Below are 12,801 nucleotides of genomic sequence, written 5' to 3'. Positions count from 1 at the left end.
AACCAGGACTCAGTTGACTTTGGCGGCCAGCTCGCCCTTGGCGTAGCGCAGGTACATCTCGTCCAGCGACACCGGCTTGATCTTCGAAGCGTTGCCGGCGGTGCCGAAGGCTTCGTAGCGGGCGATGCAGATGTCACGCATGGCTTCGACGGTCTTGGCGAAGTATTTGCGTGGGTCGAACTCGGACTTGTTCTGCTCCAGGAAGCGACGGATGGCACCGGTGGAGGCCAGGCGCAGGTCGGTGTCGATGTTGACCTTGCGTACGCCGTGCTTGATGCCTTCGACGATTTCCTCGACCGGCACGCCGTAGGTCTCTTTGATGTCGCCGCCGAACTCGTTGATGATCGCCAGCCAGTCCTGTGGAACCGAGGACGAACCGTGCATCACCAGGTGGGTGTTCGGAATGCGCTGGTGGATCGCCTTGATGCGGTCGATTGCCAGGATGTCGCCGGTAGGCGGCTTGGTGAACTTGTAGGCACCGTGGCTGGTACCGATGGCGATTGCCAGGGCGTCGACCTGGGTCTTCTTGACGAAGTCCGCGGCTTCTTCCGGGTCGGTCAGCATCTGGCTGTGGTCGAGGATGCCCTCGGCGCCAACGCCATCTTCTTCACCGGCCTGGCCGGTTTCCAGGCTGCCCAGGCAACCCAGTTCGCCTTCCACGGAAACGCCACAGGCGTGGGCGAATGCCACGGTCTGCTGGGTCACGCGGACGTTGTATTCGTAGTCGGAAGGGGTCTTGCCGTCTTCACGCAGCGAGCCGTCCATCATCACCGAGCTGAAGCCCAGCTGGATCGAGCGCTGGCAGACGTCAGGGCTGGTGCCGTGGTCCTGGTGCATGCACACCGGGATGTGCGGGAATTCTTCGATGGCGGCCAGGATCAGGTGGCGCAGGAACGGCGCGCCGGCGTATTTGCGGGCACCGGCCGAAGCCTGGACGATCACCGGGGAGTCGGTCTTGTCGGCCGCTTCCATGATGGCGCGCATCTGTTCGAGGTTGTTGACGTTGAAAGCCGGAACGCCGTAACCGAATTCGGCGGCGTGGTCCAGCATCTGGCGCATGCTAATGAGTGCCATTGTGTATCTCTCTCCCGACAAGCGTCGTTATTACGTGCAAGCCTGCCGCAACGGCGGATTGCTGTTCAAGTTGTGTGGGCCGCCCTGCAGGGCCGGCCCGGCCAGTCACGGTGCCTTGCAGCCCCGCCCTATCAGATCGTTGGTCGCCACCCAGTACACCAGGCCCTCATCGCCCTGGGTGTGCAGGGCCAGCACGCCATCGCTGTACAGTGCCCCGGAACCCGCCGGCTCGGGCTTGAGCCGGTAGACCTGGTCGCCGCCGCCAAGGCGCACGTCCATGTCGTTGCCGGCCTGGCGCCAGAGCACCTGGGCCTTGCTGTCGCAGACCCAGGTGGTCCAGTTGTCGGCTACCGGCGGCTCGGACTTCAAGCTTGCGCATCCTGCGAGCACTACCATGGCCATCACGGCCAGAACGCCTTTCATCCAATCCCTCCAGCAGACCACAAAGCGGGTGACAGGTTGTCGCGAACCGATCAAGGGCATCCCTTGGCCCGGCGCTGGTGTTCGTCGTCGTACTTTTCCAGGCCGTCCGGACCGAGGCGCTTGTTGATCACCGGCGCGGTCTCGGCCTGCCATTCGGACTGGTAGCAGCCGCCCTTCTCGACGGCGGGCTGGTCGGAAGCGGACTCCGGCGCGCTGGAGCAGGCCCCCAGCGCAGCGGTCATGACCATCAGTGACAGTCGCTTGATCATCGGCTCGCTCCCTTTCCCTGGTGCCGGACGCTTCAGGCCTTGGCCCGCTGTTCCAGCACTTCGACCGCCGGCAGGACCTTGCCCTCGACGAATTCGAGGAAGGCGCCACCACCGGTAGAAATGTAGGAGATATCAGCTGCCACGCCATATTTGTCGATGGCCGCCAGAGTGTCGCCACCGCCGGCGATGGAGAACGCGGCGCTGTCGGCGATGGCCTTGGCCAGGGTCTTGGTGCCGTTGCCGAACTGGTCGAACTCGAACACGCCGACCGGACCGTTCCACAGGATGGTCTGCGACGACTTCAGCAACTCGGCGAACTGCTCGGCGGTTTTCGGGCCGATGTCGAGGATCATGTCGTCGTCAGCCACGTCGGCGACCGACTTGACGGTCGCTTCGGCGTCTTCGGCGAAGGCCTTGGCCACCACCACGTCGACCGGCAGCGGCACGTTGACCTTGGCCGCGATGGCCTTGGCGGTGTCGACCAGGTCGGCTTCGTACAGCGACTTGCCGACCTTGTGGCCGGCAGCGGCGAGGAAGGTGTTGGCGATGCCGCCGCCGACGATCAGCAGGTCGCAGATCTGGCTCAGGCTGTTCAGCACGTCCAGCTTGGTGGAAACCTTGGAGCCGGCGACGATGGCCGCCATCGGCTTGGCCGGGGCCTTCAGGGCCTTGCCCAGGGCGTCCAGCTCGGCAGCCAGCAGCGGGCCGGCAGCGGCGACCTTGGCGAACTTGGCCACGCCATGGGTGGAACCCTCGGCACGGTGCGCGGTGCCGAAGGCGTCCATGACGAACACGTCGCACAGCGCGGCGTATTTCTGCGCCAGCTCGTCAGCGTTCTTCTTCTCGCCCTTGTTGAAGCGCACGTTCTCGAACAGGACGATGTCGCCGGCCTTCAGCTCGACGCCATCCAGGTAGTCGGCGACCAGCGGCACTTCACGACCGAGGGCCTTGCTCAGGTAGTCGGCGACCGGCTTCAGGCTGTTCTCGGCGGAGAACTCGCCTTCGGTCGGACGACCCAGGTGCGAGCAGACCATCACCGCCGCGCCCTTCTCCAGGGCCAGCTTGATGGTCGGCAGCGAAGCGAGGATGCGCGCGTCGCTGGCAACCACACCGTCCTTCACAGGGACGTTGAGGTCTTCGCGAATCAGTACGCGCTTACCTTGCAGGTCGAGGTCGGTCATCTTCAAAACGGTCATGAATGCAGTCCTTCAGGGCTGTTTGCTGGTGGTGCGGTGGGTGTCAACGACGCGCAGATAGTGATCGGCAACGTCGAGCATACGGTTGGCGAACCCCCATTCGTTGTCGAACCAGGCCAGCAGGTTCACCAGGCGCGGGCCGGAAACACGGGTCTGGCTGGCATCGACGATGGCCGAATGCGGGTCATGGTTGAAATCGCAACTGGCATGGGGCAGCTCGGTGTAGGCCAGCAATCCCCGCAGCGGGCCGCTGGTGGCGGCATCGCGCAATACCTGGTTGACCTCGGCGGCCGTGGTATCGCGCCGCACCTGCAGGGTGATGTCCAGGCACGACACGTTGACCGTCGGCACCCGCACGGCTTTGGCCTGGATTCGCCCGACAAGTTCCGGAAGCAGGCGCTCGATGCCGCGGGCAAGACCGGTGGACACCGGGATCACCGACTGGAAGGCCGAGCGGGTGCGGCGCAGGTCTTCGTGGTGATAGGCGTCGATCACCGGCTGGTCGTTCATCGCCGAGTGGATGGTGGTGATCGACACGTAGTCGATGCCGAACGCCTGGTCCAGCACGCGCAGCAGCGGCACGCCGCAGTTGGTGGTGCAGGAGGCGTTGGAGACCAGGGTCTCGGCGCCGGTCAGGCAGTCCTGGTTGATGCCGTAGACCACGGTGGCGTCGACATCGCCTTCGCTGGCCATGGGTTGCGAGAACAGCACCCGCGGCGCGCCGGCGTCGAGGAAACGCTGGCCGTCGGCACGGGTGTTGTAGGCCCCGGAGCACTCCAGCACCAGGTCGACGTCCAGCGCCGCCCAGTCGATGCCCTCGGGGGTGGCGCTGCGCAGAACCTTCACGCAGTCGCCATTGATATGCAGACAGTCGCCATCGACCTTCACCTCGCCGGGGAAACGCCCGTGGGTGGAGTCGAAGCGTGTCAGGTATTCGAGACTGGCCTGGTCGGCCAGATCGTTCAGCGCGACGATCTCGAAGCCCGCCTTTGCCCCGCGTTCGACCAGTGCGCGCAGGACACAACGACCGATACGGCCGTAACCATTGAGTGCAACTTTGTAGGGACGCGGTTGAGGCATGTGGGGCTCACGGACAGATCTATCGGTACAACCTGCAGAATTCGGGGTTCCATTCGCGGGCAAGCCCGCTCCATGGGAGCGGGCTTGTCGGGACGAGCGGACTGCAGGTCCTTACATCAGTCTTCCAGCAGTTCTTCGGCGGTGCCCAGGATGTTTTCCAGGGTGAAACCGAATTCCTCGAACAGTGCGCCGGCCGGAGCCGATTCACCGTAGGTGGTCATGCCGATGATGCGACCTTCCAGGCCGACGTACTTGTACCAGAAGTCGGCATGGGCGGCTTCGATGGCGATACGCGCGCCAACCTGCACCGGCAGTACCGATTGCTTGTACGCAGCGTCCTGGGTATCGAACACGCTGGTGCTCGGCATCGACACGACGCGGACCTTGCGGCCCTGCTCGCTCAGCTTGTCGAACGCCTGGACGGCCAGGCCCACTTCGGAACCGGTGGCGATCAGGATCAGCTCAGGCTCGCCGGCGCAGTCCTTCAGGACGTAGCCACCACGGGCGATATCGGCGATCTGCTGGGCGTCGCGGTCCTGGTGCTGCAGGTTCTGGCGCGAGAAGATCAGCGCCGAAGGGCCGTCCTTGCGTTCCAGGGCGAACTTCCAGGACACCGCCGATTCGACGGCGTCGGCCGGACGCCAGGTGTCCAGGTTCGGCGTGCTGCGCAGGCTGCTCAGTTGCTCGATTGGCTGGTGGGTCGGACCGTCTTCGCCCAGGCCGATGGAGTCGTGGGTGTAGACGTGGATCACGCGCTGTTTCATCAGGGCCGACATGCGCACCGCGTTGCGGGCATATTCCATGAACATCAGGAAAGTCGCGCCGTAAGGCACCAGGCCGCCGTGCAGGGCAACGCCGTTCATGATCGCGGTCATGCCGAACTCGCGTACGCCGTAGTACATGTAGTTGCCGTTGGCATCTTCATGGCTGACGCCCTTGCAGCCTTTCCACAGGGTCAGGTTGGAACCGGCCAGGTCGGCGGAGCCGCCCAACAGTTCCGGGAGCAGCGGGCCGAAGGCGTTCAGGGTGTTCTGGCTGGCCTTGCGGCTGGCGATGGTCTCGCCCTTGGCAGCGACTTCCTGGATGTAGGCGGCGGCCTTCTCGGCGAAGTCGGCCGGCAGCTCGCCGTTCAGGCGACGCTTCAGCTCGCTGGCAAGCGTAGGGAAAGCAGCAGCGTAGGCGTCGAAGCGCTGGTTCCACTCGGCTTCGAGCTTGGCACCGGCTTCCTTGGCGTTCCACTCGGCGTAGATGTCGGCAGGAATCTCGAACGGACCGTGGTTCCAGTTCAGTTCCTTGCGCGCCAGGGCGATTTCGTCGTTGCCCAGCGGAGCGCCGTGGCAGTCTTCCTTGCCCTGCTTGTTCGGCGAACCGAAGCCGATGATGGTCTTGCAGCAGATCAGGGTCGGCTGCGCGCTCTTGCGTGCAGTCTCGATGGCGGTCTTGATCTCGTCGGCGTCGTGGCCGTTGACGTTGCGGATCACCTGCCAGTTGTAGGCTTCGAAACGCTTCGGCGTGTCGTCGGTGAACCAGCCCTCGACTTCGCCGTCGATGGAGATGCCGTTGTCGTCGTAGAAGGCGATCAGCTTGCCCAGGCCCAGGGTGCCGGCCAGCGAAGCGACTTCGTGGGAGATGCCTTCCATCATGCAGCCGTCGCCGAGGAACACGTAGGTGTTGTGGTCGACGACGTTGTGGCCTTCACGGTTGAACTGGGCGCCCAGCACCTTCTCGGCGATGGCGAAGCCCACGGCGTTGGCCAGGCCCTGGCCCAGCGGGCCGGTGGTGGTCTCGACGCCCGGGGTGTAGCCGAACTCCGGGTGACCCGGGGTGCGGCTGTGCAGCTGGCGGAAGCTCTTCAGGTCGTCGATCGACAGGTCGTAGCCGGTCAGGTGCAGCAGCGAATAGATCAGCATGGAACCGTGGCCGTTCGACAGGACGAAACGGTCGCGGTCGGCGAAGGCCGGGTTGCTCGGGTTGTGCTTCAGAAAGTCACGCCACAGGACCTCGGCGATATCCGCCATGCCCATGGGGGCACCGGGATGGCCGCTGTTGGCTTTCTGCACGGCATCCATGCTGAGGGCACGAATGGCGTTGGCACGCTCACGACGGCTGGGCATCGCTTGTCTCCTGGAAAACTGAAAAGGGAGTGACGGAAAAAAGGCGGCCATTTTCGCCCAGGCACACCTCCCGGGGCAATCACGGATGGTCGAACTGGAACGATTTTCCTGCGATTGCACGGCGATTCCGTGGTTTGACCGACGAAACAGCCGAAAATGCCTGCCACGTCGGCAGTTTTCGCTCCGCCCATCGCGCAATATCAAAACTTTTTGATATTGGTCTTGCGACGCCGGTTGGCCCTGACTAGACTGCCGGCCCATGAACATTCGCGTACCCGTTCCCGAGCAGCAGCAAAGCGAACGCCTGGCGGCCCTGTGCAAGGCCGGCGGCGATCCCCTGCGCCTGAACGTGTTGCGCGCCCTGGCCAACGATTCTTTCGGCGTGCTGGAACTGGCGCAGATCTTCGCCGTCGGCCAGTCCGGCATGAGCCACCACCTCAAGGTGCTGGCCCAGGCCGAGCTGGTGGCGACCCGCCGCGAAGGCAACGCGATCTTCTACCGCCGCGCCCTGCCCGACGGTCTCAGCCTCGGCGGCAAGCTGCACGCAGCGCTGCTCGAAGAGGTCGACGGCCTGGCCCTGCCCGCTGACATGCAGGCGCGTATCGGCCAGGTCCAGCAACGCCGCGCCGCCACCAGCCAGGACTTCTTCCTGCGCGTGGAAGAGAAATTCCGCGCCCAGCAGGACCTGATCGCCGGCCTCGCCCAGTACCGCGAAAGCCTTCTCGCCCTGCTCGACAAGCTGAGCTTCGAACCCGGCGCCACGGCGCTGGAAGTCGGCCCGGGCGACGGCGAATTCCTTCCCGAACTGGCCCGCCGCTTCGCCCAGGTCACCGCGCTGGACAACAGCCCGACCATGCTTGAGCTGGCGCGCCAGGTCTGCCAGCGCGAACGCCTGGCTAACGTAAACCTGCAACTTGCCGATGCCCTCAGTACGACTGACGCCCAGGCCGATTGCGTGGTGCTGAACATGGTCCTGCACCACTTCAGCGATCCGGCCGCCGCCCTGGCGCAGCTGGCCGGACGAGTCAAACCAGGCGGCAGCCTGTTGCTTACCGAGTTGTGCAGCCACGACCAGGGTTGGGCCCGCGAAGCCTGCGGCGATCTCTGGCTGGGCTTTGAACAGGACGACCTGCTTCGTTGGGCATGCGCTGCGGGACTGACTCCCGCAGACAGCCTCTATGTTGGCTTACGTAATGGTTTCCAGCTCCAGGTCCGCCATTTCCAGCGGCCGACTGGCAACAATCACCCTTTTTAAATTCAGGAACCCGTCGAGATGAGCGAATACTCCCTTTTCACCTCCGAGTCCGTATCTGAAGGTCACCCGGACAAGATCGCCGACCAGATTTCCGACGCGGTGCTGGACGCCATCATCGCGCAAGACAAATACGCCCGCGTGGCCTGCGAGACCCTGGTGAAGACCGGTGTCGCCATCATCGCCGGCGAAGTCACCACCTCGGCCTGGGTCGACCTGGAAGACATCGTCCGCAACGTCATCACCGACATCGGCTACAACAGCTCCGACGTCGGCTTCGACGGCGCCACCTGCGCGGTGATGAACATCATCGGCAAGCAGTCCGTGGACATCGCCCAGGGCGTCGACCGCAGCAAGCCGGAAGACCAGGGCGCCGGCGACCAGGGCCTGATGTTCGGCTACGCCAGCAACGAGACCGACGTGCTGATGCCGGCCCCGATCTGCTTCTCCCACCGTCTGGTCGAGCGCCAGGCCGAAGCGCGCAAGTCCGGCCTGCTGCCGTGGCTGCGTCCGGACGCCAAGTCCCAGGTCACCTGCCGTTACGAAGGCGGCAAGGTGGTCGGTATCGACGCCGTGGTGCTGTCGACCCAGCACAATCCCGAGGTCTCGCAGAAAGACCTGCAGGAAGCGGTGATGGAGCTGATCGTCAAGCACACCCTGCCGGCCGAGCTGCTGCACAAGGGCACCCAGTTCCACATCAACCCGACCGGCCAGTTCATCATCGGCGGCCCGGTGGGTGACTGCGGCCTGACCGGTCGCAAGATCATCGTCGACAGCTACGGCGGCATGGCCCGTCACGGCGGCGGCGCGTTCTCCGGCAAGGACCCGTCCAAGGTCGACCGTTCGGCGGCCTACGCCGGTCGCTACGTGGCCAAGAACATCGTCGCCGCCGGCCTGGCCGAGCGTTGCGAAATCCAGGTTTCCTACGCCATCGGCGTGGCCCAGCCGACCTCGATCTCGCTGAATACCTTCGGCACCGGCAAGATTTCCGACGACAAGATCGTCCAGCTGGTGCGCGAGTGCTTCGACCTGCGTCCGTACGCCATCACCACCATGCTCGACCTGCTCCACCCGATGTACCAGGAAACCGCTGCCTACGGTCACTTCGGCCGTACCCCGCAGCAGAAGACCGTGGGTGACGACACCTTCACCACCTTCACCTGGGAACGCACCGACCGCGTCGACGCCCTGCGCGCCGCTGCCGGCCTGTAACACCCGGCAATCGCTGTCGAGAAAGCCCCGGCCAGTGCTCTGGCCGGGGCTTTTTTCTGCCCGGGAAAAATGTCCTGACAAAGCTGAACGAGCAGTTTGCGCAGTCCTCCCTAGGCTGGGGTTGTCTTCCCCGGAGCAAGGACGCTCGCCATGCCACGCCTCATCGCCCTCCTGCTGTTCTGCCTCGCCCTGCCCGCCTTCGCCGGCGGCTGTCCCGACTGGTCGCAAGAGACGGCCGCCACGCGGATCGGCGACCTGCAGTCGCGCATCGACCAGTGGGACACCTACTACCACAGCCTCGGCCAGTCGCCGATCAGCGACGAACTCTACGACCAATACCGCGCCCGCCTGGAGCGGCTGCGCGCCTGCTTCCCCGGCAGCGGAGCGGACGCCGGCAACCCGCTGGCCAGCGCCGCCGGCCCCGTGCGCCACCCGGTGCCCCATACCGGCCTGGACAAGCTCGCCGACGAAGAGGCGGTCGCGGCCTGGCTGAACGGCCGCGAGCAGCTGTGGATACAGCCTAAAGTGGATGGCGTAGCGGCCACCCTGGTGTATCGCGGCGGCCGGCTGGTGCAGGTGATCAGCCGCGGCGATGGGGTCCAAGGCCATGACTGGAGCCGGCATATCCCGGCGCTGCCCGTCGCCCTGCGCGAACTGGCCCAGGCTAGCGACCTGACCTTGCAGGGCGAACTGTTCTGGCGCCTGGATGGCCATGTCCAGGCCCAGTCCGGAAGCCTCAACATGCGCAGCCAGGTCGCCGGGCTGATGGCGCGGCAGTCCATCCGCGCCGAAGACGCGGCGGCACTGGACCTGTTCGTCTGGGCCTGGCCCGACGGCCCAAAGGATCCGGGCCAGCGCTTCGCCCGGCTGACGGCCCTCGGCCTGCCCAACACCGAGCGTTTCAGCCAGCCGGTGGCCAGCCTCGAAGACGCCGCCCGCTGGCGCCAGCACTGGTACCGTTCACCCCTGCCGTTCGCCAGCGACGGCGTCGTCCTGCAGCAAGCCCGGCGGCCGCCGGCGGAGCGCTGGCAGGCCGGCTCGTCGCACTGGAGCGCGGCCTGGAAATATCCGTTTGCCAAGGCCCTGGCACAGGTGCGCGGGGTGGACTTCCGGGTCGGCCGGACCGGGCGGATCACCCCGCTGGTCCGCGTCGAGCCGGTCCGCCTCGATGACCGGCTGGTGCGCCGGGTCAGCGTCGGCTCGCTGCAACGCTGGGAGGCACTGGATATCCAGCCGGGCGACCAGATCCTCATCAGCCTGGCAGGGTTGACCATTCCCCAGGTCGACGAGGTGCTGCAGCGCGGTGCACGCGACGAGCCGGTCACGCCACCGCAAGCGAGCGACTACCACGCCCTCAGTTGCTGGCAGCCGACCCTGGGTTGCCAGGAACAGTTCATCGCCCGCCTGGAATGGCTGGCGGGCAAGCAGGGCCTGAACATGCCAGGAGTCGGTGCAGGTACCTGGCGCAAGCTGCTGGAGGCCGGGCGCCTGGACAGCCTGGATGGCTGGGTCGGGCTACAGGTGGATGAGCTGTCGAGTATCGATGGCATCTCCGAGCGCAGCAGCCAGCAACTGCACGGTGCATTCCAGGAGACCCGGAGGCAGCCCTTCTCGCGCTGGGCGCGGGCATTGGGGGTACCGGCGCCGAAGCAGCTGCCGCTGGGGGATTCCTGGGCGGAACTGGCCGGACGCAGCGCGCAGCGATGGCAGGAAGAACCGGGCGTGGGCCCGTTGCGGGCACGGCAACTGGTGGCGTTTTTCGAGCATCCGCAGGTCCGGAGTCTTGCCGTTCGTCTGGCCGAACAGGCAATCGAGGGTTTCTAAATCCCGTGGATCAGGGCAGCATCACAGGTTCTGCCTGCCCGATGACGGAGCCTCAAATGAAATCGACTTCCCTGTTTGCCCTGTTCAGCGCCTGCGCCCTGCTGGCCGCGCCTGCCTTCGCGGTCGAGGAACAGCCCGGCCTGACCGGCTGCGCCGCCAAGCAGCAGAGCATCAGCGCACAGATCGAGCAGGCCCGCAGCCATGGCAATGCCGAGCAACAGGCCGGCCTGGAAAAGGCCCTGAGCGAAGTGCAGGCACACTGCACCGACGCCGGGCTGCGCAAGGAGCGTGAACAGAAGGTGCTGGATGCCCGCCACGAAGTGGCGCAGCGCAAGAAGGACCTGGACAAGGCCATGAAGAAAGGCGACGCCGAGAAGATCAACAAGCGCAAGGACAAGCTGGCGGAAGCCAACAAGGAATTGCAGTCGGCGTTGCAGGAACTGGACCGGTAAGCTCGATCCGACGCTTTCGCGGGCAAGGCCCGCGAAAGGCGGTCCTTAAACATCAATGGTTACGAAATTCCGTATGACAGGCTTTGCACGCCGCCTCGACCTTGTCCATCGGCCCCTGCACCGTTTCGGCCTTTAATGGCTGGACCTTACTGGCAATCACCAGCTCCCCGGTCGCGCCTTCCAGTTGCCGTGCCAGCTCCTGGAAGCGAGCCTGTTTCTCCCAGACATCCGCCCGCGCGCTGGTATCATCCGTCTCCTTGACCTGCGGGAAGTGTTTCCATGGTTCGTGGGAAAGCGCATCAAGCTTCACCGCACCCTCGGCGAACTTCTGCCCGTCGAACGCCAGGCGCCCGCGCAGCATGCCACCCATGTCTTCGCTGGTCTTGAGCATCTGCTTGAAGATCGCCTTGCGCTGGCCCAGCGGCGAATTCGGATCGACGCCGCCACAGGCGGTCAGGGTCAGGCAGGCCAGCAGTACGACGGAACAACGTTTGAGCATCATGGTCATCGGCTCACGGAAAAAAGGCGGCCAGTATCCTCGCCTGACCAGCAAAGACCAATACCCCCATGAAAAACATGGATTGCGCGCGGGCCTGTCGGCGGCGCCGGTCCCCAAGGAAATACCTGCATGAACATCCCTCTGCGCCGCCTCGGCTGGACCCTTTCCCTGTTCGCCCTGCTCGCCGGCTGCAACGGCGGCGCCCCGGAGAAATCCAAGCCGCACCCGATCGCCACCTACACCCATGCCACCTGGAAAGACCTGCCGACGGTCGCCGACAGCGACCTGGTAGCCGGCTTCGAGGCCTGGCGCAGCGCCTGCCAGCGTCTGAAGAACGATGCGGTCTGGGGCCCGACCTGCGCCGCTGCGGCCAGCGTGCCGGCGGATGCGCGCAAGATCGGCGAATTCCTCGGTGCCCAGCTGGAGGTCTACAGCCTGCGCTCGGCGGAAAACAGCGCCAACGGCCTGATCACCGGCTACTACGAGCCGGTCTACCCCGGCAGTGCAACCCGTACCGAACAGGCCCATGTGCCGGTCTACGGGATTCCCGACGACCTGATCGTGGTGTCCCTGGACGAGGTCTATCCCGAGCTGAAGGGCAAACGCCTGCGCGGCCGCCTGGAAGGCCGGGTGCTCAAGCCCTACGACACCGCCGAGGTGATCCAGCGCCAGGGCGCCAAGGCGCCGGTACTGGCCTGGCTGACCGATCCAATGGACCTGCAGTTCCTGCAGATCCAGGGTTCCGGCCGGATCCAGCTGGAGAACGGCCGGCAACTGCGCCTGGGCTATGCCGACCAGAACGGCCACCCCTATCGTCCGGTGGGGCGCTGGCTGGTGGAACAGGGCCAGCTGAAGAAGGAAGAGGTGACCATGGGCGCCATCCATGCCTGGGCCCAGGCCAATCCGGCGCGGGTGCCGGAGTTGCTGGCGAGCAACCCCAGCTATGTATTCTTCAGCACCCGGCCGGACAGCAATGAAGGTCCACGCGGATCCCTGAACGTGCCGCTGACCGCCGGCTACAGCGTGGCGATCGACCGCAAGGTGATTCCGCTGGGCAGCCTGTTGTGGCTGTCCACCACCCGTCCGGATGGCAGCCCGGTGGTACGCCCGGTGGCGGCGCAAGACACCGGTGGCGCAATTACCGGCGAGGTGCGCGCGGACCTGTTCTGGGGCACGGGTGACGCGGCAGGGAAACTGGCCGGGGACATGAAGCAGCAGGGGCAGATCTGGATGCTGTGGCCGAAAGGGATGGCGTTGCCTGAAGTGCCGCAGACCGAAAGCAAATAAGACGGCTTGCCGCAGTACCTTGTGGGAGCGGGTTCACCCGCGATTACGATGGTGTGTTGAACACCGCAAAAACCGGGGTGCCCCCCCCCCCCCCGGCCGGGCTGTCCGGCGCGGGGGCC

Annotated in this window: 13 protein-coding genes; 6 read left to right on the top strand and 7 right to left on the bottom strand. The window is 65.4% G+C overall.

Features of this window, described 5'->3' with window-relative positions; all coding sequences use genetic code 11:
• Positions 1-9 precede the first annotated feature (9 nt).
• The 6 genes from fba to tkt all read right to left on the bottom strand — a co-directional run bounded on the left by fba (position 10) and on the right by tkt (position 6,156).
• Positions 10-1,074 (bottom strand): class II fructose-bisphosphate aldolase, encoded by a 1,065-nt coding sequence (gene fba, locus V0R59_RS26350; protein ID WP_009399343.1) that lies wholly within the window; start codon positions 1,072-1,074, stop codon positions 10-12.
• Between the two features lie 105 nt (positions 1,075-1,179).
• Positions 1,180-1,497, bottom strand: coding sequence for an MliC family protein (locus tag V0R59_RS26345; RefSeq protein WP_330077533.1), 318 nt, complete (start codon positions 1,495-1,497; stop codon positions 1,180-1,182).
• A 50-nt stretch (positions 1,498-1,547) separates the two neighbouring features.
• A complete protein-coding gene (locus tag V0R59_RS26340; RefSeq protein WP_330077532.1) occupies positions 1,548-1,766 on the bottom strand; it encodes a hypothetical protein in 219 nt (72 codons plus the stop codon).
• Between the two features lie 32 nt (positions 1,767-1,798).
• Positions 1,799-2,962, bottom strand: coding sequence for a phosphoglycerate kinase (locus V0R59_RS26335; RefSeq protein WP_330077531.1), 1,164 nt, complete (start codon positions 2,960-2,962; stop codon positions 1,799-1,801).
• Between the two features lie 12 nt (positions 2,963-2,974).
• Entirely contained in the window at positions 2,975-4,042 is a 1,068-nt protein-coding gene (epd, locus tag V0R59_RS26330; protein WP_330077530.1) for an erythrose-4-phosphate dehydrogenase, read from the bottom strand.
• Positions 4,043-4,158: 116 nt separating this feature from the next.
• Positions 4,159-6,156, bottom strand: coding sequence for a transketolase (gene tkt / locus V0R59_RS26325; RefSeq protein ID WP_330077529.1), 1,998 nt, complete (start codon positions 6,154-6,156; stop codon positions 4,159-4,161).
• A gap of 259 nt (positions 6,157-6,415) precedes the next feature.
• Between tkt and V0R59_RS26320 the strand changes: the two genes are divergently transcribed.
• The 4 genes from V0R59_RS26320 to V0R59_RS26305 all read left to right on the top strand — a co-directional run bounded on the left by V0R59_RS26320 (position 6,416) and on the right by V0R59_RS26305 (position 10,896).
• Complete coding sequence (locus V0R59_RS26320) at positions 6,416-7,411, top strand: ArsR/SmtB family transcription factor (protein ID WP_330077528.1); 996 nt, start codon at positions 6,416-6,418, stop codon at positions 7,409-7,411.
• Positions 7,412-7,429: 18 nt separating this feature from the next.
• Positions 7,430-8,620, top strand: a complete 1,191-nt coding sequence (gene metK / locus V0R59_RS26315) for a methionine adenosyltransferase (RefSeq protein WP_330077527.1) — start codon at positions 7,430-7,432, stop codon at positions 8,618-8,620.
• Positions 8,621-8,770: 150 nt separating this feature from the next.
• Entirely contained in the window at positions 8,771-10,444 is a 1,674-nt protein-coding gene (gene ligB, locus V0R59_RS26310; protein ID WP_330077526.1) for an NAD-dependent DNA ligase LigB, read from the top strand.
• A 56-nt stretch (positions 10,445-10,500) separates the two neighbouring features.
• Positions 10,501-10,896, top strand: a complete 396-nt coding sequence (locus tag V0R59_RS26305) for a DUF1090 domain-containing protein (RefSeq protein WP_330077525.1) — start codon at positions 10,501-10,503, stop codon at positions 10,894-10,896.
• Between the two features lie 52 nt (positions 10,897-10,948).
• Here V0R59_RS26305 and V0R59_RS26300 read toward each other — a convergent pair whose 3' ends face one another.
• A complete protein-coding gene (locus tag V0R59_RS26300) occupies positions 10,949-11,398 on the bottom strand; it encodes a c-type cytochrome (protein WP_330077524.1) in 450 nt (149 codons plus the stop codon).
• On the opposite strand from V0R59_RS26300, the gene V0R59_RS26295 reads away from it, so the two are divergent.
• Together V0R59_RS26295 and mltA are read left to right on the top strand one after the other, a co-directional pair.
• Positions 11,388-11,528 (top strand): hypothetical protein, encoded by a 141-nt coding sequence (locus tag V0R59_RS26295; RefSeq protein WP_330077523.1) that lies wholly within the window; start codon positions 11,388-11,390, stop codon positions 11,526-11,528. The two genes, V0R59_RS26300 and V0R59_RS26295, sit on opposite strands and share 11 nt — an antisense overlap.
• Positions 11,525-12,682, top strand: coding sequence for a murein transglycosylase A (mltA, locus tag V0R59_RS26290; protein ID WP_330077522.1), 1,158 nt, complete (start codon positions 11,525-11,527; stop codon positions 12,680-12,682). The genes V0R59_RS26295 and mltA overlap by 4 nt, the downstream gene beginning before the upstream one ends.
• The last annotated feature ends 119 nt before the right edge of the window (positions 12,683-12,801 follow it).

Origin of the sequence: Pseudomonas ulcerans, from assembly GCF_036324125.1 — a bacterium.
Lineage (GTDB): Bacteria > Pseudomonadota > Gammaproteobacteria > Pseudomonadales > Pseudomonadaceae > Aquipseudomonas > Aquipseudomonas ulcerans.
This window is presented reverse-complemented; position numbering and strand designations above follow the sequence as displayed.